At 38.2% G+C, this 21,479-nt stretch carries 17 protein-coding genes and 2 pseudogenes; 13 read left to right on the top strand and 6 right to left on the bottom strand.

Features of this window, described 5'->3' with window-relative positions:
• Positions 1 to 8 precede the first annotated feature (8 nt).
• The gene (locus tag ABZ559_RS03255; protein WP_367007222.1) at positions 9 to 791 is read right to left on the bottom strand and encodes an ABC transporter ATP-binding protein; all 783 of its coding nucleotides are present in this window, start codon (positions 789 to 791) and stop codon (positions 9 to 11) included.
• Between the two features lie 146 nt (positions 792 to 937).
• Positions 938 to 2,386, bottom strand: coding sequence for a UDP-N-acetylmuramoyl-L-alanyl-D-glutamate--L-lysine ligase (locus ABZ559_RS03260; RefSeq protein WP_367007223.1), 1,449 nt, complete (start codon positions 2,384 to 2,386; stop codon positions 938 to 940).
• A gap of 87 nt (positions 2,387 to 2,473) precedes the next feature.
• Between ABZ559_RS03260 and ABZ559_RS03265 the strand changes: the two genes are divergently transcribed.
• From ABZ559_RS03265 to ABZ559_RS03275, 3 genes are all read left to right on the top strand, one after another.
• Positions 2,474 to 4,114 carry a polysaccharide biosynthesis protein gene (locus ABZ559_RS03265; protein WP_367007224.1) on the top strand — a complete coding sequence of 547 codons (1,641 nt, stop codon included), beginning with the start codon at positions 2,474 to 2,476 and terminating at the stop codon, positions 4,112 to 4,114.
• 523 nt (positions 4,115 to 4,637) lie between these two features.
• Entirely contained in the window at positions 4,638 to 5,732 is a 1,095-nt protein-coding gene (locus ABZ559_RS03270) for a cystathionine gamma-synthase (RefSeq protein WP_277291544.1), read from the top strand.
• 1 nt (position 5,733) lies between these two features.
• Positions 5,734 to 6,897: a MalY/PatB family protein gene (locus tag ABZ559_RS03275; protein WP_018375845.1), complete on the top strand. Its 1,164-nt coding sequence runs from the start codon at positions 5,734 to 5,736 to the stop codon at positions 6,895 to 6,897.
• A gap of 436 nt (positions 6,898 to 7,333) precedes the next feature.
• Here the strand turns inward: ABZ559_RS03275 and ABZ559_RS03280 are convergent, their stop codons facing one another.
• Together ABZ559_RS03280 and ABZ559_RS03285 are read right to left on the bottom strand one after the other, a co-directional pair.
• On the bottom strand, positions 7,334 to 8,536 hold the full coding sequence (locus tag ABZ559_RS03280; protein WP_367007225.1) for an IS110 family transposase: 1,203 nt from the start codon (positions 8,534 to 8,536) through the stop codon (positions 7,334 to 7,336).
• A 281-nt stretch (positions 8,537 to 8,817) separates the two neighbouring features.
• A complete protein-coding gene (locus tag ABZ559_RS03285; protein ID WP_367007226.1) occupies positions 8,818 to 9,981 on the bottom strand; it encodes an IS30 family transposase in 1,164 nt (387 codons plus the stop codon).
• Between the two features lie 126 nt (positions 9,982 to 10,107).
• On the opposite strand from ABZ559_RS03285, the pseudogene ABZ559_RS03290 reads away from it, so the two are divergent.
• The 10 genes and pseudogenes from ABZ559_RS03290 to ABZ559_RS03335 all read left to right on the top strand — a co-directional run bounded on the left by ABZ559_RS03290 (position 10,108) and on the right by ABZ559_RS03335 (position 18,231).
• Positions 10,108 to 11,164, top strand: a pseudogene (locus ABZ559_RS03290) (IS630 family transposase).
• Positions 11,165 to 11,284: 120 nt separating this feature from the next.
• Positions 11,285 to 11,914 carry a uracil phosphoribosyltransferase gene (gene upp / locus ABZ559_RS03295; protein WP_018376951.1) on the top strand — a complete coding sequence of 210 codons (630 nt, stop codon included), beginning with the start codon at positions 11,285 to 11,287 and terminating at the stop codon, positions 11,912 to 11,914.
• A 319-nt stretch (positions 11,915 to 12,233) separates the two neighbouring features.
• A pseudogene (locus ABZ559_RS03300) lies at positions 12,234 to 12,836 on the top strand (ATP-dependent Clp protease proteolytic subunit); the annotation flags it as partial.
• Between the two features lie 64 nt (positions 12,837 to 12,900).
• Positions 12,901 to 13,362 (top strand): YlbF family regulator, encoded by a 462-nt coding sequence (locus ABZ559_RS03305; RefSeq protein WP_018376232.1) that lies wholly within the window; start codon positions 12,901 to 12,903, stop codon positions 13,360 to 13,362.
• Positions 13,346 to 13,618 (top strand): DUF2129 domain-containing protein, encoded by a 273-nt coding sequence (locus ABZ559_RS03310; RefSeq protein WP_273414445.1) that lies wholly within the window; start codon positions 13,346 to 13,348, stop codon positions 13,616 to 13,618. The genes ABZ559_RS03305 and ABZ559_RS03310 overlap by 17 nt, the downstream gene beginning before the upstream one ends.
• Before the next feature lie 72 nt (positions 13,619 to 13,690).
• Positions 13,691 to 14,863: an ABC transporter substrate-binding protein gene (locus tag ABZ559_RS03315; protein ID WP_367007227.1), complete on the top strand. Its 1,173-nt coding sequence runs from the start codon at positions 13,691 to 13,693 to the stop codon at positions 14,861 to 14,863.
• A gap of 68 nt (positions 14,864 to 14,931) precedes the next feature.
• Positions 14,932 to 15,801, top strand: a complete 870-nt coding sequence (locus ABZ559_RS03320) for a branched-chain amino acid ABC transporter permease (RefSeq protein WP_018376235.1) — start codon at positions 14,932 to 14,934, stop codon at positions 15,799 to 15,801.
• A gap of 2 nt (positions 15,802 to 15,803) precedes the next feature.
• Positions 15,804 to 16,757, top strand: coding sequence for a branched-chain amino acid ABC transporter permease (locus ABZ559_RS03325; RefSeq protein ID WP_367007228.1), 954 nt, complete (start codon positions 15,804 to 15,806; stop codon positions 16,755 to 16,757).
• On the top strand, positions 16,757 to 17,521 hold the full coding sequence (locus ABZ559_RS03330) for an ABC transporter ATP-binding protein (protein ID WP_018376237.1): 765 nt from the start codon (positions 16,757 to 16,759) through the stop codon (positions 17,519 to 17,521). Before ABZ559_RS03325 ends, ABZ559_RS03330 begins: the two co-directional genes overlap by 1 nt.
• Positions 17,521 to 18,231 (top strand): ABC transporter ATP-binding protein, encoded by a 711-nt coding sequence (locus tag ABZ559_RS03335; protein ID WP_273414448.1) that lies wholly within the window; start codon positions 17,521 to 17,523, stop codon positions 18,229 to 18,231. Before ABZ559_RS03330 ends, ABZ559_RS03335 begins: the two co-directional genes overlap by 1 nt.
• 437 nt (positions 18,232 to 18,668) lie before the next feature.
• On the opposite strand, the gene nadC is transcribed toward ABZ559_RS03335, so the two are convergent.
• Both nadC and ABZ559_RS03345 read right to left on the bottom strand, forming a co-directional pair.
• On the bottom strand, positions 18,669 to 19,538 hold the full coding sequence (gene nadC, locus ABZ559_RS03340; protein WP_367007229.1) for a carboxylating nicotinate-nucleotide diphosphorylase: 870 nt from the start codon (positions 19,536 to 19,538) through the stop codon (positions 18,669 to 18,671).
• Positions 19,539 to 20,126: 588 nt separating this feature from the next.
• Positions 20,127 to 21,467: an L-aspartate oxidase gene (locus ABZ559_RS03345; protein ID WP_367007230.1), complete on the bottom strand. Its 1,341-nt coding sequence runs from the start codon at positions 21,465 to 21,467 to the stop codon at positions 20,127 to 20,129.
• Positions 21,468 to 21,479: the final 12 nt, after the last annotated feature.

Consider the following 21,479-nt stretch of genomic DNA (forward strand, 5'->3'; position numbering starts at 1 on the left):
GAAATAATCTATATTAACTGATAAGTCAGTAGAACGGGACATTTGTTAATGGGATCTTCGATGATTTGTGCCTTGATATTGAAGATATCGGCCACCATTTCAGGTGTCATAACTTGATCTACAGACCCCTGATAGCAGATCTTTCCTTTTTTCATGGCAATCAGTACATCTGAAAAGCGAGCTGATAAATTTAAATCATGAAGAACCATAATAATGGTTTTGTGAGTTTCGCGATTGAGTGTCTGTAGTAACTCCAAAATCTCGAGCTGATGATTCATGTCCAGATAAGTAGTTGGCTCATCCAAAAAAATGGTGTCGGTATCTTGAGCTAGTGCCATGGCAATCCAAACTCGCTGCCGCTGACCACCAGAGAGTGAATCGACATCTACAGTAGCAAACTCAGTTACCTTTGTGACTTCCATAGCCCAGTGGATTTTATCTCTGTCTTGATTGGTAAGGCTACCTAGATACCTTTGATGGGGGAAACGACCGTAGGATACCAATTCATAGACAGAAATGCCTTCTGTAGCTTCCAAAACTTGGGGTAAGAGAGCCATCTTTTGCGCCACAGTTTTAGTTGGCAGACTGGAAATGGCCTGACCATCAATGTAAATGCTACCAGAATGAATTGGTTGAATGCGGGTGAGAGCTTTTAGAAGTGTTGATTTCCCGCAACCATTGGATCCGATGATCGTTGTTATTTTACCATCCAATAATTTAACGGATAGTTGATCAATAATGGTTTCCTTATCATAGGATACCAAAATCATTTCAGCATGTATTTTCGACATTTTTAACCTCCTTTCTTCAAAAAAGTTATTCCATTATAACATAGAAAAAAGGCCCTAAAAAGCCTTTTTAAGAATATTTTTAGAAAATTTTGAATTGGGTGGCACTTATTTAGAATGGTTAGAAATAGTAACTAGAATATTTCTAATTAAAGATATTTTTTAGCTATTTCAAGATCACCATCATAAGCTGCGCGTTCGCCATTGACGATTTGATAGGCATCAGCTCCTTTACCAGCAATAATGACAGCGTCATTTTCGTTTTGGGTTAATAGCAGAGCTTTTTTAATAGCTGTCTCACGATCAATTATGATTGGAACTGTTCGTGTGATGTGACTGGCAATCTCCTCTGAGATGATTTGAGGATCTTCGAAGTTTGGATCGTCAGCAGTTAAGATAACCTCTAACTGAGGATGATCATTGATGACACGGCCAAAGTCAGCACGGCGACTTTCTCCTTTATTACCAGGGGCACCCAGGATGAGAAGAATAGTTCCTTTCTGGTGTTCTTCAACGACAGATAACAGTTTTTCAAGGCTATCACCATTGTGGGCATAGTCAACAAAGACCTTTGCACCGTTAGTTTGGGTGAGTACCTCCATACGACCTGGAACAATTGTTTCGGCAATCCCTTTTTTGATATCGGCTAAGTTAGCGCCTAGACGAAGACAGGCAAGTCCTGCAGCGACAGCATTTTCCTGATTAAAAGCTCCGATAAGCTGTATATCATAATGTCCAGCTATCTTGCCAGTTCCATCAAAGCTAAAAGCTCTGCTCTGTTCAATCCGATTGTCAGACGATTTGCCATAAAAATCATGCGGGATATCGTTCACTTGGTTTGCAACAATTTCAAAATGTTCCATGCCAGCATTGACAACAACGGCTCTGCTATTTGCCATCAAAAGACGCTTGTGATAAAAATAGTCCTCAAAGGTCGGATGCTCAATAGGTCCAATATGGTCAGGGCTAATATTGAGAAAGACTCCGACATCAAAGGTAAGACCGTAGACACGTTTGACCAAATAGGCTTGGCTAGAAACCTCCATGATTAGATGAGTCATGCCATTACTAACGGCCTCGGCCATCATTTTGAAAAGATCAAGACTTTCAGGCGTAGTTAATTTGGATTTGAAAAAATTTTTCCCATCTAATGTGGTATTCATGGTAGAAAACATGGCAGGTTTGTGGTTTTGCTTGAGAATGTTATAAGCAAAATAAGCTGCTGTTGTTTTGCCTTTAGTCCCTGTAAAAGCAAGGATTTTCAATTTTTTTTCTGGGTGATTATAAAATGCCATTGCAATCAGACTCATAGCCTGTTTAATATCGGTTACGATAATAGCAGGAATGCTGACTTCATAATCGATTTGACTGACATAAAAAGTTAAACCAGCAGAGATAGCTTTTTCAAGGTATTCTTTTTTAAAAGCAGCTCCTTTAGCAAAAAAGAGTGTTTGAGAATCTACATCACGGCTATCAAAACTGATTTTATTAAAAGTCGGATTTTCAGCCCATGTCCAATTGTAGCGATTATTGGCGATAATCTCGCGGAAATTTTTATCATTTTTGAGAATGTTTAATGTTTTTTCAAGTGTAATCATACTTTCTATTTTAGTCTTAAAGTTAGCGTTTTACAAGTCTCAATCAAAAGTTTATAATAAATTTATCAAACCTTTGGAAAGATTACTATGACTGAAAACGCAAAAAAATTAACACAGCAAGAGCAAATGATAAAGGGAACAGCTTGGTTGACAGCTGGAAATTTTATCAGTCGATTACTTGGAGCTATTTACATCATTCCTTGGTATGCTTGGATGGGTCAGTACGCGGCTGAAGCCAATGCTCTTTTTGGAATGGGGTATGAAATCTACGCTCTCTTTTTATTGATGTCAACAGTAGGTATACCGGTTGCAGTGGCCAAACAAGTTTCTAAGTACAATACATTGGGAGATCCACAAAAAAGTACCTATTTGGTGCGAAAAATTCTTCACTTTATGTTGGCTCTGGGTGCGTTTTTTGCCTTTATTATGTACATTGGTTCACCGCTTTTTGCTTCCATGAGCCGAGGTGGTCAGGAATTGGTACCTGTTTTAAGAAGTCTGACTTTAGCAGTTTTGGTTTTTCCAGCCATGAGTGTTCTTAGAGGTTTTTTCCAAGGCTTCAATAATCTCAAACCGTACGCCTTAAGTCAAATAGCAGAGCAGGTCATCCGTGTCATCTGGATGTTACTTACAGCCTTTTTCATTATGAAAATGGGTTCTGGAAATTACGTTGATGCGGTCATTCAATCAACTTTTGCAGCCTTTATTGGTATGTTTGCCAGCATTGCTATGCTGATATATTTTCTTTGGCGTTCAGATTTATTATCGGCCTTGTTTGGTAAGAAACCCGAAGATATTGATATTAATGTCAAAGAATTGCTAATTGAAACAGTGAAAGAAGCTATTCCTTTTATTATTACAGGATCAGCCATTCAAGTTTTCAAACTCATTGACCAATTTACTTTTGGGAATACCATGGCTCTCTTTACGAATTATTCTAACAGAGAATTAAAGGTCATGTTTGCTTATTTTTCAAGCAATCCTGGTAAGGTAACAATGATTTTGATTGCAGTGGCTACGGCTATTGCTGGGGTAGGTATTCCTCTCTTAACTGAAAATTTTGTCAAAAAGGATAGAAAAGCAGCAGCTAAACTGGTTGTTAATAATCTGCGAATGCTTTTGATTTTTATTATCCCAGCTATCATAGGTTCGGTTATCTTGGCAAAACCTCTCTATGGTGTGTTTTATCAAGTGCCAAAAGATCAATCGTCATTAGCTTTAGGGCTCTTCGTCGCTTCTTTGTTGCAGACAGTTGTTCTTGCTATTTATACTGTGTTGGCACCAATGCTTCAGGCGCTGTTTGAAAATCGTAGGGCTATCCGCTATTTTGCTTACGGTGTTGTTGTAAAACTTATCTTACAGATTCCGTTTATTTTCTTCTTTCATGCCTACGGCCCAATTATCTCAACGGCCTTAGCACTCCTTGTCCCAATCGTATTGATGTATCTTCGCATTCATGAGATTACAAGATTTAGCCGTCTTGCGATTCGTCGAAGCAGTTTGCTTGTTTTAATTCTAACGACAATTATGGCTATCTTTGTTCTTTTAGCTAATTGGTTAATGGGAGTCGTTTTACCTGATACAAATCGTTTATTCAGCGCATTTCATTTGGTGATTGTGGGAGGAGTAGGTGTAGTAGTCTACGGTTTCTTGGCCTTAGTGACTCGTTTGTTAGACAAGCTAATTGGAAGTAAAGCTGAAGCGCTTCGTCAAAAAATGCATCTATAGGTTAAACGATAAAATTTAATAAGATAAGGGACCTCTAAAAACTAATTTTCTAAAATTTAAAATGTTGATTTAACAAGGCTTTCATAACTCCAAATTGGCAATTTTGGGAGTTTATAGAGGTGCCCATAAGTATCTCATATCTTAAAAACGAGCAATTCCAATTTGGAGATGCTTGTTTTTATTTTCCAATCAAACATAGAAAAAAGATTAAACTAGCTTGTTTTTGAAACCTAAAAATATAGATTATTGACTTATACTCAATGAAAATCAAAAGTAGCCTAGGAAACGAAGCCGACGATAGAACTTGAGTTCATCAAGGCAAGTTGACAACGGATAATTTTGATTTTCGAAGAGTATTAATGGACTTTGTTGCACTTGACTTGACAATTTGAGAAATAATTGTCAAGTGATTTGGCTATAATTTTTTCTTATAGCTGACTATCAAGAAATGGAATACCCATAAACAGCTCAATTAAACAAAATCCATGATAGAATAGTAACATCATACTAGGGGAGAGAAGATATGAGCAAAACACTACGCTTAGAAACTATCTTGGCACATGCAGGAATTAAATCAGATAAAGCAACGGGAGCTTTGGCCTCTCCTATTCATTTTTCAACGACTTATCAACATCCAGAGTTTGGCCAATCTACAGGTTTTGATTATACTCGGACAAAAAATCCTACCAGAGCGACATTAGAGGCAACTTTAGCTGCTATCGAAAAAGCAAAATACGCTTTGGCAACTAGCTCAGGAATGGCAGCTATCGTTTTAACTCTAGAGATTTTTCCGGTAGGTAGCAAGGTTGTAGCTGCTCGTGATTTGTACGGAGGGTCTTTCCGCTGGTTCAATGATCAAGAAAAGAAAGGGCGCTTTAGCTTTACTTACACTAACACTGAGGAAGAAATGTTGGCTGCTATTTCAGATGAAACAGATATCGTTTATATTGAAACACCAACAAATCCTCTCATGATTGAGTTTGACATCGCTAAGATTTCTAAATTAGCCCATGAAAAAGGAGCCAAGGTAATTGTGGACAATACCTTCTATAGTCCTATTTACCAAAATCCCCTTCTACTTGGTGCGGACATTGTTTTGCATTCGGCAACCAAATATTTGTCAGGCCACAATGATGTACTCGCTGGTGTTGTTATGACAAACGATGATACCATTTATGAGAAACTTTTCTATGACCATAATACTACTGGTCCAACACTGTCGCCGTTTGATTCTTATTTACTTATGCGCGGCTTAAAAACCCTGAAACTCCGCATGGAAAAATCAACAAAGAACGCCAAGAAAGTTGTAGAATTTTTGAAAAATGCCCCTCAGGTAAAAGAAGTTCTATACACTGGTAAGGGAGGAATGATTTCCTTTAAGGTTGTAGATAAGGATAAAATTCCTAGCATTATCAACGCTTTAGAGGTTATTACCTTTGCAGAAAGTTTAGGTGGGGTGGAAAGTCTGATTACTTATCCAACAACGCAAACTCACGCGGATATTCCAGCAGATGTTAGAGCTTCTTACGGTTTGACAGATGACTTGCTTCGCCTTTCGATTGGTATAGAGGATGAAGAGGATTTAATAGATGATTTGAAGACGGCATTGGAGGTATAAAATGGGAAAATATGATTTCACAACCAGACCCAATCGTTTGACACAGTTCACTTCTAAGTGGCAAGCTTCTGAAAATAATCCTGACTTACTGCAAATGTGGGTAGCAGATATGGATTTTTTACCAATTCCAGAAATCAAGGAAACCATTATCAACTATGGTCAGGAACATATCTTTGGTTACAATTATTTTAGTCCTGAACTTTACCAAGCAGTTATTGACTGGGAGAAAAATGAACATGGGTATGCTATTGAAAAAGAGGATATTGTCTTTATTGATGGGGTTGTTCCAGCAATTTCGGTTGCGATTCAGGCTTTCACCCAAAAAGGTGATGCAGTCCTAATCAATTCGCCAGTTTATTATCCATTTTCACGAACAGTTAAACTTAATGAGCGCCAGTTGGTTGAAAATTCTCTAAAAGTTATCAATGGACGTTTCGAAATCGATTTTGAACAGCTAGAGCGAGATATCATTGAACATGAGGTCAAACTTTATCTACTTTGTAGCCCTCACAATCCTGGTGGACGAGTTTGGGCAAAAGAGGATTTGGAAAAAATAGCAGAGCTATGCCAAAAACATGGGGTGCTTTTGATTTCGGATGAGATTCATCAAGACCTAGCATTATTTGGCAATAAACACCATTCTTTCAATACAGTGAGAAATTCTAATAAAAACTTTTCTATCATTTTAGCATCGGCAACCAAAACTTTTAATATTGCAGGTACTAAAAATAGCTTTGCCATTATTCAAAATAAAAGTCTGCGTCAGAAGTTTCAGCGCGTACAATTGGCCAATAACCAACATGAGGTGCCAACTATTGGTATGCTTACAACCCAAGCGGCTTTCACCTATGGCAAACCTTGGTTGGAAGAATTACGTAGAGTTATTGAGGAAAATGTCACCTATGCGACGGATTATTTGACTAAAAATACCAAGATTAAGGTAATGAAGCCTGAAGGGACTTATTTGATATGGTTGGATTTTTCTGCCTATGGTCTTGCTCAACCAGATTTGGGTGAAAAGCTTAAAAGAGAAGCTAAAGTGGTTTTGAACGATGGCTCTCATTTTGGCAAAGAGGGGAAATATTTTGCACGATTGAATGTTGCCACACCCTTGGAAACTGTCAAGGAAGCAGTGGCTAGGATTGCGCGTGTTTTTCCAAAATAAAAAAGGTAAAATAAAAAAGTAAATTCTCAAAGTAAGTTCTAGTTCCCGTCCTTCCAGAAGTTACTCTGAGAAAACTGCATAAAACCAACAGAGTTTAGTCTCAGACTAAGTTCTGTTTTTGACTAAAAATGTTGATAATAGTGAGTTTTAGGATTGAAATTGTTGAAAAAAAGAGTACACTAAAGTTACTGGCTCTGAGACGTCTCAAAGTAAGTTCTAGTCATCTGGAATTTGGGATGGGACAAGTTCCTTTCTATTTTCTACCATTTGTCAAGTCTATCAAGGTTTTAGAGAAAAAATAATTTTCATACAGTCATCAAAATAGGGAAGTGACCTTACTTTACACTAAAGATTTACATAAAAAGTGTATACAAAACCAACACCTTATTTTGTGATTTTTGAAATAAGGTGTTACAATAATATGGCATAAACAGTTTTACCGATTTTGGGTAGAAGTATAATCGTAAAGCTTATTATGCGTAATGAGGTAATACATTGTCCGAATGAGACGGTGTATGGAGGCAATCGTGTGTGGCTTGGTTGAAGTCGTTTGCGATTGCCTTTTTCGTTTCTCATAAAAGTCTGCAATATGGCAAGGATTGGTGTGACTAGCTGAAGCGATATTGTGAATGCATTTGAACAGAATCTTTCTAGCGTAGGGGTTGCCACGCTTGGTAATGTGTTCCTTAGCGATGAAGTTTCCAGATTCATAGTGTCTCAGGTCAATACCGATAAAGGCATTGATTTGATTGGCAGACTGAAAACGGCGAATATCTCCCAGTTCACCAATAATACTTGTTGCAGTCGTCTCAGCGATACCAGGAATAGAAAGCAGAATGTCATACTCTGGTAAAGGTTGAGCTAGTTCCACCATTTCGTCTAAGATTGCTTGTCTCTGTTCAGAAAGTCTAAGCAATTCTTTTGCATAGTAACGGACCTCTTCCATGATTGGAGAGGTTTTCTTGACGGCACAATAAGATTGATTAGCTAGTGCTGTCAGCTTCTCTGCTAAGTAGGCCACACGCTCGTCAGAAATCCGTTTTGAAGTGGACAGACGGATGCTCTTTGAGAGTTCATCCTTGCTTAACTCAAGCACGAAGTCCTTGCAAGGAAACGCAGTAACTAAGTTCCAGTATTGTTCCCCAGTTGGTGTTGACAAGATAGTTTCCAATTCAGGAAAAGTGACCTGTAAGACCTTGTGCAGACGGTTTTTAGCTCGAACGATGTCCTCAGTTAAGTTCTGATAGAACCGACTTGAATCTCGCAGATCTTGATAGACTTCTTCTTGGACATAGGTCGGTTTACGATTCAATACAAACTGAGACTGAGCCAGTTTTTCGGCGTCAATTTGATCTGTTTTTCGCACACGCAAGCTATCCAGTTGCTTCTTGGCTTCTAAGGGATTGAGTCGCGTATAAGCGTAGCTATGTTCATCCAGAAAAGCTTGAAGACGACGAGAATAGACGCCTGTTGCTTCAAAGATGATTTCTGGCTTGTGGACGGTTTTCAAATCGCCAAGTAGCCGAGCAAAGCCAATGGCATCATTGGGCATGGTATAGCCATGAACCTTCTCGCCGTTGACTAGAATAGCCACTTCTGAACTTACCTTACTCACGTCAATTCCCAATACTACTCGCATGATATTACCTCTTTGTCTTGAATGATTCCTTGTTTTAGTGATGTCATTTTCAATACTCGACGTCTGGCGTCCCACATACTTTGATAACATTCTTTCTAAAACAGGTGTCTTGCCAGTTTTTGTTGCGACGTCTAGCGTCAAAAAGCCCCACGACTTAACAAGACACCTCTACTTTATCATCTTGAGAATGAAAAAAGTAGTGAGTACTCTCTCCCGTCGGAGATTTCCTCACTACTAATCTTAGTATGTTTTTGATTAGTTTTTATGATAAAAGCTAGCGATTACTTATCTAATAATCGAGGTGATTGGATGACGTTCTCAGGGTCAATTTTAGTGATCCCCAAAAGTGTTGCCAATTCCTCACCGTAGGTAAATGTAAAGAGTTCATAAGCCGATTTTCCGTTGAAAGAAGCTCGTTTGACGCTGTTGACATGCGAACAAACCAGGTTGATGTCATCCTGTGTCAAGTTATCAAAGCTAGTTCCTTTAGGGAGAATGTCTCTGATAAGTGTATGATTCTTCTCAATTCTCCCCTTCTGATCAGAACGATTGGGGTCACAGAAGAAGAGCTTTGATTCACCACGAACATCCATTTCGATGTCGTCTACTCTGGCGAATTCCCCACCATTGTCGGTCAGAATGACAGGAAATATTTCGCAGAAGCTCATCTCCTTCTGATGTAGGTCGTTCTTGATAATGTAGAGGTGTTTAGCGACTTCATTGGCCGTTTTGTTGTCAAGTAATCGAGCGAAGATAAAGTTGCAGAAAGAGAGGTTGAAGGTGAGAAGCACCTTTCCGCCCATCCGTCCAGTAACGGTGTCCATTTCCAGCCAATAGCTGACGCCTTTCTCTGTGAGAAAGCGTTGGAAGTCCTCGTAAGACCGTCCTTCTTTGGCAGTTTTAGGAATGGGTTGGAGGTTTCTGGTTCTCCGCTTTCTGAATTTTACGACACGAGGGAAATCAATGGGCTTTTTGGACAGATAGCCTTTTTCAAGGTATCTGTAGATAGAAGCTCTGGATGCCGAAAGTTCATTTGAGTCGATGATGTGGTTGAGGTGTTGTCCCTTTTGGATGGCAGAAGAGACAATAGCGTCCATTTCATAGAATTCTTCCTTGTTTAGGGCAACGCCTGTTCTCGACTCCGAGAGCTTAGCTTCATAATCAAGCTGAGCTCTTTTGGCGTAGTAGAATTGTTTCTGGTATCCACAATTGGTTCTCTTTTTCGGACAGGCATTACAAACGTAGGGAGCCTTTTTGAGTAGAGGGCAAGCCTCACAATTAGATGTCACAGAATTTTCTTTAACCACTCGATTTCTCCGAACTTCTTTTGAAATTGTGGACGGATCTTTTCCTAGCTTAACAGTGATAGCTGAGAAGGGCTTTAGCTGTTCAATTCCTATTTGAATATCATTGCGATCAGAGAGAGTTAAGTGTTTGTTTTTCATTGTCAGTTACCAACTTGTCCCATAGTAAGTTCTACCTTATTTTTTTGTCTCAGTCTAATTTCCAGTTTTGGTGTTAGACTAGAACTTATACTTAACAAAAATCAAAAATAGCGTTATAATAGTATTATGACAAAAGAACTTACCCAAACACAAGTCGAAGAATTAAAGCAAGCCCTTAAAGATAAAAATAATGCTCCGCATCATAGAAAAATTCAAGCCCTTATTCTCTACTCTGAATGCCATAATTTAACATCTGTAGCTAAATCAGTAGGCTTTGTCCATCAGACAGTCCGCAACTTATTAAATCGCTATCTAAGTGGTGGCTTAGAAGCTCTCTTAAAGGAGAATCGTGGTGGTCGCCGCCGCTCCTATATGACGCATGAGGAGGAAGAAGATTTCCTTAAAGAGCAACTCTCTTCCTCTTTGAATGGAGAATTCGTTACCGTTAACACCCTCTTTAAAGCTTATCAAGAGAGAGTTGGGCACAAGACAACCCGAGAAGGTTTCTATGCTCTCCTGAAACGTCATGGTTGGCGTAAAGTTAGCCCACGTCCCCAACATCCGAAAAAAGCAGACGCCGAAACCATTTTAGCGTCTAAAAATAAAATCTTTATTCGAGGAGAGAATGAGTAAGCGCTTTATTGATGGAAAAGAATATCAAAAAATCCGCCTTATGTATCAAGATGAGGCGGGTTTTGGGCGTATCAGTAAACTTGGTTCGTGTTGGTCTCCAAAAGGTTATCGTCCTCACGTAGCAAGTCATCACATTCGTGAATACCGCTATTGTTATGGAGCTGTGGATGCCCATACAGGCGACTCGTTTTTCATCATAGCAGGCGGATGTAATAGTGATTGGATGAATGAATTTTTACGCCAACTATCGGCAGCTTATCCAGAAGATTATATTATTTTAGTCATGGATAATGCCATCTGGCATAAATCTCAGACCTTAAATATTCCTAAGAATATTGAATTTACCTTCATTCCACCCTACACACCTGAAATGAATCCTATTGAGCAAGTCTGGGCTGAGATTCGTAAACTTGGTTTCAAGAATAAAGTATTTAGGACCTTAAATGAGGTAATCGATAAACTTCAAGAGGTTATTCAAACCTTAACCGCTTATCAACTCAAATCAATTGTAGATAGAGACTGGACTTCCGCTATTTTTGATTTTAACTGAGTATTACTTTGAGAATTTAGGTAAAATAAAAAACGAACGTTTGTCACATTTTGGGCAAGCGTTTTTTGATATTTTTTGGTACAATAGTAGTGATGTAAAAATTATAAAGGAAGTAAAAACATGGGAAAATTTCAAGTTATCTCACATCCACTTATTCAACACAAATTATCTATTCTTCGTCGTACCACAACTTCAACTAAGGATTTTCGTGAACTTGTCAATGAAATTGCAATGTTGATGGGCTATGAAGTGTCACGTGATTTGCCACTTGAGGATGTTGAAATCGAAACACCAATCACACGAACAGTACAAAAGCAATTAGCTGGTAAAAAATTGGCAATTGTCCCTATTCTTCGTGCTGGTATCGGGATGGTTGATGGTTTGCTTAGTCTTGTACCAGCTGCGAAAGTTGGACACATTGGGATGTATCGTGATGAAGAAACTCTTCAACCTGTCGAGTATCTTGTAAAATTGCCTGAAGATATTGACCAACGTCAAATTTTCCTTGTAGATCCAATGTTAGCAACAGGTGGTTCAGCCATCTTAGCGGTAGATTCTTTGAAGAAACGCGGTGCTGCCAACATCAAATTTGTCTGCCTTGTCTCAGCACCCGAAGGTGTGAAAGCATTGCAAGAAGCTCATCCAGATATTGACATTTACACAGCTGCTCTGGACGAGAAACTTAACGAACACGGCTATATTGTACCAGGTTTGGGAGATGCTGGGGATCGTTTGTTTGGAACCAAATAAGTTTTAATGATTGAGTTCAGTAATTGATAATGGCCAGTTTCTTGTTAGCCAGAGCTTGGTTAGTTCAAACTGGGAATAAAACTTTTGAGGCGATTGTTAAAAAAATATATGATTACATGTAGAGAAATTCTAGGTTGGCTAATTAGCTCAACCTAAAATTTTTTCTAACAATTACATCTTGCCATAAAAATAATTAGTATCTAGATATGATTATCTGAATAGATGCTTTAGCACTCATTTTGAAAGAGTGCTAAAAAGTGAGTTTTTCATTTGACCTTTTCTGACTAAAATCATATAATAACTTCAAGAAACAAAAGAAAGAGGAAAAACTATGATTCCTGTAGTTATTGAACAAACGAGTCGTGGCGAACGCTCATACGATATTTATTCACGCCTTTTAAAAGACCGTATCATTATGTTGACTGGTCCAGTTGAAGATAATATGGCAAACTCTATTATTGCTCAGCTATTATTCTTGGATGCTCAAGATAATACCAAAGACATCTACTTGTATGTCAATACTCCGGGTGGGTCGGTTTCAGCTGGTCTTGCCATCGTTGATACTATGAACTTCATCAAGTCTGATGTACAAACTATTGTTATGGGGATGGCAGCGTCTATGGGGACAATTATCGCCTCATCTGGGACTAAAGGAAAACGTTTTATGTTGCCAAATGCTGAATACATGATTCACCAACCAATGGGTGGAACTGGCGGTGGCACACAACAAACAGATATGGCCATTGCTGCTGAACATCTTTTAAAAACGCGTAAAAACTTAGAACAAATTTTAGCAGATAATTCTGGTAAGACTGTTCGTCAAGTTCATAAAGATGCAGAACGTGATTATTGGATGAGTGCTCAAGAAACACTTGAATATGGTTTTATTGATGAAATCATGGCAAACAACTCACTTAAATAATCTTTGGTAAAGAAGCCTCACGGGGCTTCTTTTTTCCTTAGATGAAATATGATATAATGATAGCATGTTAAGCATTAATCAAGAGTTATATGAGATTGACGATGCCATTGACGAAGTTGTGCGAGCATTTTTAAAGTTACCTGTTGTTCAAGAGTATCGCCAAACGAGATTAGCTTTTTTGCAATCAGAGGATATTCAAGCAGCCATTAGTGATTTTCAAAATTGTCAAGAACAGTACGAAGAGGTCAAGGAGTTTTTAGCATTTAGACCAGACGTTGCACAATTGAGGCGTCAGCTTCTTTCAAAAAAAAGAACACTAGATACACACCCTAAGGTGATTGCCTACAGGCAGGCAGAAGTTGCCCTACAGGAGGTTTTAGCTGAACTGTCTAGCTTACTTTCGCAATCAATTTCATCAGATATTTTTGTAGATACTGGACTGCCATTGGCACCAAAACGACCAAAACATGGACATGGTCGTGGAGATAATATTAGAGAGAAGGATTCAAATGTTGGAGAAAACTAGTCGAGTAGGACTTGTTGTCTATCTGTACTATAATCGTGATGCACGAAAAGTTAGCAAATATGGGGATGTCCATTATCATTCTCGACGTTTTCGCTATCTCTTGCTCTATTTAGAACAAGAAAAAATCGATGAGACAATTAAAGAACTGTCTGGTCAAAAATTTGTGAAAGAAGTCGTGCCATCCTACCTTTTGGAAGTTGATACTCATTTTGTCGGCAATCTTCATCGTGAAGAAAGTTTAGAAAAACAGAGATAAAACTCTTGACAATTTTCAGATAATTCAGTATCTTATTTACATATCATTATTCGATCTTTAGGAGAATTAGGAATGAAGAAAAAAATCATACTTTCTGCAGTTGCCTTTTTTAGCGTGGCTGCTTTGGCAGCTTGTGGAGCTGCCCCAAGTTCAACATCTGATGCTACAGGTACCACCATCGGTGATACTATCAAAATCGGTTATAACCTTGAGCTGTCAGGTAATGTAGCCGCATATGGTAATCAAGAAAAAAATGGTGCTGATCTTGCTGTTGAGGAAATCAATGCAGCAGGCGGTGTTGATGGTAAAAAGATTAAAGTTGTCTCTAAAGACAACAAATCTGATAACTCTGAAGCTGCGACGGTATCAACAAGTTTGGCAACAGAAGACAAAGTTAATTTGATTTTAGGTCCAGCGACATCGGGCGCAACTGCAGCAGCATCACCAAATGCTACAAAGGCAGGAGTTCCCTTGTTGACGCCTTCTGGAACACAAGATGATTTAACGTCAAAAGATGGAAAAGTTGAGGAGTATGTTTTCCGTACAACCTTCCAAGACAGCTTCCAAGGTCAGGTTATCGCGCAATATGCTACTCAGGATTTGAGTTCTAAGAAAGCACTTGTTTATTACGATGCTTCAAGTGATTATGCTAAAGGTCTTTATAAGGCTTTTAAGGCTGCCTACAAGGGTGATGTTATTGAAGAAACTTATCAATCAGGGGATAAAGACTTCCAAGCTGCTTTGACAAAAGTTAAAGATAAAGATTTCGATACCATTGTTCTTCTTGGTTATTATACTGAAACAGGTTTGATTACTAAGCAAGCACGTGAAATGGGAATTGATAAGCCAATCCTTGGTCCTGATGGATTCTCAGATGAGAAATTTATTGAAGGTGCTGGTGCAGCTAATGCTACCAATGTTTTCTATGTAGCAGGTTATTCAACATCTGTTAAGCTTTCAGAGAAAAAATCTGATAGCTTTATCAAGGCATATACAGATAAATATGGTGAGGCCCCAAATATGTTTGCTGCGCTTGCTTATGATTCAATTTACATGGCAGCCGAAGCTGCTGAAGGTGCAAAAGACTCAAAAGAACTTGCTAAGAATTTAGCATCACTTAAGGATTTTGATGGTGTAACTGGTAAAATGACTATTGATAAAGACCATAATCCAGTTAAGTCAGCTATTATGGTTGAGTTGGAGAATGGTCAACAAAAATCAGCTACAGCTGTTGAAGTAAAATAAAATGTTAAAAGTCTGGGGGGCATACCACCTCCCAGTTCTTATTATGTTATAGAAAGTTTGGTGAATTTATGCTCCAACAACTTGTCAATGGCTTGATTTTGGGAAGTGTGTATGCATTGCTCGCTCTCGGATATACCATGGTTTATGGTATTATCAAGCTAATTAACTTTGCCCATGGTGATATCTACATGATGGGTGCTTTCATTGGTTATTATTTGATTAATACCTATCATATGAATTTTTTCATCGCTTTGATTTTGACAATGGTGCTTACAGCTATTTTAGGTATGGTCATTGAGTTTCTGGCATATCGTCCTTTACGACATTCAACTCGTATTGCTGCATTGATCACGGCTATCGGTGTTTCTTTCCTCTTGGAATATGGGATGGTTTATTTGGTAGGAGCCGATATTCGTGCCTTTCCGCAAGCACTTGAAACTGTTAAATATAACCTTGGCCCAGTCAGTGTTACGAATGTCCAACTAACCATTTTGGGTGTCTCAATCTTTTTGATGTTAGCTTTGCAATTTATTGTTCAAAAGACAAAAATGGGTAAGGCCATGCGGGCGGTTTCGGTTGACAGTGATGCAGCTGAATTGATGGGGATTAATGTTAATTCGACAATCAGTTTCACTTTTGCTTTGGGATCAGCACTTGCTGGTGCAGCAGGTGTCTTGATTGGTCTTTATTACAATTCTATTGATCCGTTAATGGGGATGACCCCAGGTATCAAAGCTTTTGTTGCGGCTGTTCTTGGGGGAATAGGTATTATTCCAGGTGCCGCTTTGGGTGGCTTTATTATTGGTCTTTTGGAGACATTCTCTATTTCTATTGGGCTATCAAGTTACAAGGATGCAGTTGTTTATGCGATTTTGATTATCATTCTTTTGGTCCGTCCAGCTGGTATTCTTGGTAAAAATGTGAAAGAGAAGGTTTAAGCATGAAAAAAAATATAAAATCAATTTTATCGTGGCTTGCTTTGATTGGGGTGACCTTCGTTTTACTTTCAGTCTTCGTTAGCACAGGAATCCTTCGTGTTTATCATATCCAAATTTTAATGGGAATTGGTATCTCTATGATAATGGCTATGGGAACGAACCTTGTTCTTGGCTTTTCTGGACAATTTCCATTAGGTCAAGCAGGATTTATGGCAATTGGTGCTTATGCAACAGCCATTGTTACAAAGTCTAATCCAACTTATGCTGGCTTTTATTTATCGATGCTTGTTGGTATGGTCGTAGCAGGTCTGGTTGCTGTTATCGTTGGTTTTCCAACACTACGGTTGAAAGGTGATTACCTAGCTATTGCGACTCTTGGGGTTGCCGAAATTATCCGCATTGCTATTGTTAATGGTGGTGATTTGACAAATGGTGCTGCTGGTTTGACAGGGATTTTGCCTTTTACTAGTTGGCAATTGGTTTTTGTCTTTGTGGTTGTTATTGCGCTACTTATGATGAACTATATTCGTAGTTCTGTAGGACGTCAAGTTCTCTCGGTTCGTGAAGATGAGATTGCAGCAGAGGCAATGGGTGTTAATACAACAAAAATTAAAGTCATGACCTTTGCTTTTGCAGCTATGACTGCAAGTATTGCTGGTTCTCTTTATGTAGGTTATATTGGAACTGTTGTTCCTAAAGATTTCACTATCATGCGTTCTATTGATTACCTTATCATTGCTGTTCTCGGCGGTTTGGGCTCAATGACTGGTACAATTGTTGCAGCTGTTGTTCTTGGTGTTTTGAATATGTTCTTACAAAATGTTTCGGAACTACGCATGATTATCTACTCACTAGCTCTTATACTTGTAATGGTGTTCCGTCCAAGTGGTCTTTTGGGGACAAAAGAGTTGATTCTTTCAAAACTATTTTCAAAAAAAGTTAAGGAGGGCAAATAATGGCACTTCTTGAAGTTAAACATTTAACAAAAAATTTTGGTGGTCTAACTGCTGTCGGTGATGTGACTATGGAACTCAACGAAGGAGAGTTAGTTGGGCTTATTGGACCAAATGGTGCAGGAAAGACAACCCTTTTCAACCTTTTAACAGGCGTGTATGAGCCAAGTGAAGGAACTGTTACTTTGGATGGTGTTGTTCTTAATGGTAAGAAGCCAGACAAGATTGCATCACTGGGTTTGTCACGTACTTTCCAAAATATTCGACTTTTCAAGAATATGACGGTGTTGGATAACGTTTTGGTTGGAATGAGCAATCAACATAAATCTCATTTGTTTTCGAGTATGCTACGCTTACCCAAATTTTATCAAAGTGAGAAAGACTTATGTCAAAAAGCAATGAAGCTGCTCGGAATTTTTAATTTAGAGGGTGAAGCTGATACTTTGGCAAAAAATCTACCCTATGGTCAACAACGCCGTTTGGAAATTGTCCGTGCTTTAGCAACTGAACCCAAAATCCTCTTTTTAGATGAACCTGCCGCGGGTATGAATCCTCAAGAAACTGCTGAATTGACCGCTCTTATCCGCCAAATCAAAGAAGAATTTGGTATTACTATCATCTTAATCGAGCATGATATGAGTTTGGTAATGGAAGTGACGGAACGAATCTATGTTTTGGAATATGGCAGATTGATTGCACATGGCACACCTGATGAAATCAAGACAAACAAACGGGTTATTGAAGCCTACCTTGGAGGTGACGCTTAATGGCAATGCTAAAAATTAAGAATCTTTCAGTCAGCTATGGTGCAATTGAAGCTGTAAAAAATGTCAGCTTTGAAGTTAATGAAGGTGAAGTTGTTACCCTGATTGGTGCTAACGGAGCAGGGAAAACATCTATTTTACGAACGATTTCTGGTCTTGTTCGTCCAAGCGAAGGAAGTATTTCTTATCTTGGAAATGACATCCAAAAAGTTCCGGCGCGTAAAATTGTGGCTGAAGGCTTGGCACAGGTTCCGGAAGGTCGTCATGTTTTTCCTGGGTTGACTGTTTTAGAAAATCTTGAGATGGGTGCTTTCTTAAGTAAAAATAAGGAAGAAAACAAACTCAATATGAAGAAGATCTTTGAGCGTTTCCCACGTTTGGAGGAACGGAAAAATCAAGATGCAGCAACTTTATCTGGTGGTGAGCAGCAGATGCTTGCTATGGGGCGTGCACTTATGAGCAAACCCAAATTGTTACTTTTGGATGAACCATCCATGGGACTTGCTCCAATCTTCATTCAAGAAATTTTTGATATTATCCAAGATATTCAAAAACAAGGAACTACTGTGCTTTTGATTGAACAAAATGCAAATAAGGCATTATCTATTGCAGATCGTGGTTATGTTCTGGAGACAGGTAAGATTGTCCTGTCCGGAACAGGACAAGAATTACTCGCTTCTGAGGAAGTTCGCAAGGCTTATCTTGGTGGATAAAACAGCTAAAAAACGAATGATTAACGATTTAAAAGTATCTTTATCGTTTCATTCGTTTTTTTATTATCATTTATGAAATTACTAACCTTTTATTCGATGAAAATCAATATTTGACTAGATGTGAAAATTAATACTGATTAAAAATCAGAAATAGCTATCTGGGAGTGATTGGATATATTCAAAATTGAACGATTACACGATTGATGGAATCTTTTGTCACGGTAAAAGGGTATGGATTCGTGATGATAGTTATAAGTTTGTTATTTTTGATTTTGGTTGAGTATAAGTTGTAGATACAGTCTGTCAGAGTATCTTTGAGATAAGGTATTAGGCATTTATTGAAGATGCTAAAGGGATAACTAAGTAATAGAAGAGTATGGAGTGGAGTTTATTAGTATGGACATATAAAATTTAGTTCAGATTTTCAACGAACATACTTATTTTTTGACTGTCGAGATGGGATGAAGATTTTTTAGGGATAGGTCTAAGATATTTGCGGAGTGGGTAAGAGCACCACTTGAAACATATTGAACATCAAGTTTAGTTAATCTATGGATATTATCTTTGGTTATATTACCAGATATTTCTATTTCTGCTTTTTTATGAATCAAGGCAACAGCTTCCTGAAGTTGTTCATAAGACATATTATCAAGCATAATAATGTCTGCCTTTGCCTCAATAGCTTCTTTTACCATTTGGAGATTTTCAACCTCTACTTCAATTTTTCTAACTCGTGGTGCATAGGCTCTAGCAGAATGAACAGCTTTTGTAATGCTTCCTGCAGCTCCTATGTGGTTATCTTTTAATAAAACTCCATCTGAAAGGTTATAGCGATGATTTTGTCCTCCACCTATTTTTACGGCATATTTTTCAAAAATACGATTATTTGGGGTTGTTTTCCGGGAATCTAATAGAGTAATTGCTGAATCTTGGAGCTCTCTTACAAATGCATTAGTATAGGTGGCAATGCCGCTCATTCGTTGAAGGTAGTTTAGAGCGGTTCGTTCGCCAGAGAGAAGGACACGCATGTCCCCAGTAATACGCCCTAGCGTCTGTCCAGGACTGATAGAATCACCGTCTTTAACAAAGAAATGAAATTGAGTTTTGTTATCAAGTAAGTAAAAGACTCTTTGAAAAATAGGAAGACCACAGATGATACCATCTGCTTTACTAATTAAGTCAACTTCTCCAAGTGTTTCATTAGGAACAACGCTATTAGTACTGACGTCTTCGGAAGTAATATCTTCAGCCAAAGCATTCAAAATTAAGGGGTCTGCATTGAGTTTCAGGGTTATTAAGTCAAACATATTTGTCCTCTTCTCTAGATTTATGGGAGTATTGGTATTTTATTGAGTGGGTAAATGACTAATTATATGCAAGAAAAAATGGAAAAGTAGCAATTGCTAGCTTTGTTTTATTCGTGGGACTACGATTTGAAATAGGGATATTTGTCACAGAAAAGGTAGTAAATAGCCATCAATTGTTTAGAGTAATGATACTGTTTAAAGTTTCCTCGTTTCCTAAGTCGAAATGTGATGGGTTAAAGGTAGTTTCATCACTTTGTTGGTTTAATTTTTATCGTGAAAGCGATAAAAATGCTAAACTCAATGAAAAGTAAAAGTCGATGCGGAGCCGAAGTCGTAGATGAATCTGAAATTCGTTGAGAAAAATTAACAAAGTCTGATTAATTCTTTTTAGACTGTAAAGTTTTACCGTGAGAATGTTTGTGAGAAGTCGCTTTTACCAAAAGGAATAAGAATTTGATAGATGGTTATTCTCTGTCCATATTAGGCAAAGGGATAACAAAGAGAAAATCTGATTGTTAATGAATGTTAAAACAGATTTGAAAGGATAGTCAAATATGGTATTTACGAAAAAAATTTTTTCTGAGTCCATTACTTTGGTTCTATTCTTACCGTTTCTTTTTGAAATTTATCCTCCTGTATTTTGGAAAGAACAAGGCTTCTGTAATATTTTTCAAGCACTTCTTGATTATTGTAAAATGTTTCATCTTTACTCTTTAGGTTTTTGGGAAAGAAATCTAGTGGTGAATAGGTCTCGTTGATATGCTGTGCAGCTCTTTTCGCAAAGACTAAACTTTCTAGTAAGGAGTTACTTGCTAGACGATTTTTACCATGTACACCGTTACAGGCTGTTTCACCCACTGCATAAAGTCTTTTCATTGAGGTTTGACTATTCAAGTTTACCTTGATGCCACCCATAAAGTAGTGCTGTGCGGGGACAACTGGAATACATTCTTCAAAAGGATTGTAGCCCATTTTCTGACAATACGCGACAATCGTTGGAAAATGCTCTATTAATTCCTTCCTAGGAATCGGACGAAGATCTTCCCAGACAAACTCTGTCCCGTCTATTGCCATTTGCTGTAAGATAGCCTGAGTAAGAGTATCTCGCGGAAGGAGTTCATTGACAAAAGGCTCCATGTTTTTGTTATATAATCTAGCGCCCTCACCTCGTACGGATTCAGAAATGAGAAAAGAACGTTCATTGATATCTTTATGGTAGAAAGTGGTAGGGTGTATTTGAATGTAGGACATATCTTTTAGTGCAATATTATGCTGTGCTGCAATCGCTAGTGCATCCCCTGTAAGATGTTTGAAATTGGTGCTGTGTTTATAGAGTCCTCCAAGTCCTCCTGTGGCGAGTATGACAGTGTCAGCCAAAATAGATGTGATTTCACCGTTGGGTAAGCGAATAATTGCACCATAGCAGCTATTATCTTTGGTTAATATGTCTAATAAACATGTGTTTTCGTAGAAATGAATGTTAGGCTGTTTTTTCGCTTGATTGAGGAGATGGCTTGTGATCTCCTTTCCTGTAATGTCCTTATGAAAAAGGATACGGTTTGTTGAATGTGCACCTTCTTTTGTAAATAAAAAATTACCCTGCTCATCTTTTTGGAAATTAACACCAAAGTTGAGGAGGTCAGTAATGATATCTGTTGAGGATTGTATCATGATATCAACAGCTTCTGGTTTGTTTTCATAATGGCCAGCTCTAAGAGTGTCTTCAAAAAATGACAAATAATCATCGGCATTTTTTAGTTTGCAAATACCCCCTTGAGCCAAGAAAGAATCACTGTTTTCAAGTTTATCTTTAGAAATAATGGTAATCTGGAGATCTTTGGAAAGATTTAAAGCGGCATAAAGTCCAGAGCACCCGCTCCCAATAATCAATATTTGTGTTTTTTGATAGTCCTTTTGGTAAAAATTCATATGTGATACGTT

The sequence above is a fragment of the Streptococcus sp. ZY19097 genome, assembly GCF_040731245.1.
In the GTDB taxonomy this organism is placed as follows: Bacteria; Bacillota; Bacilli; order Lactobacillales; family Streptococcaceae; genus Streptococcus; species Streptococcus orisratti.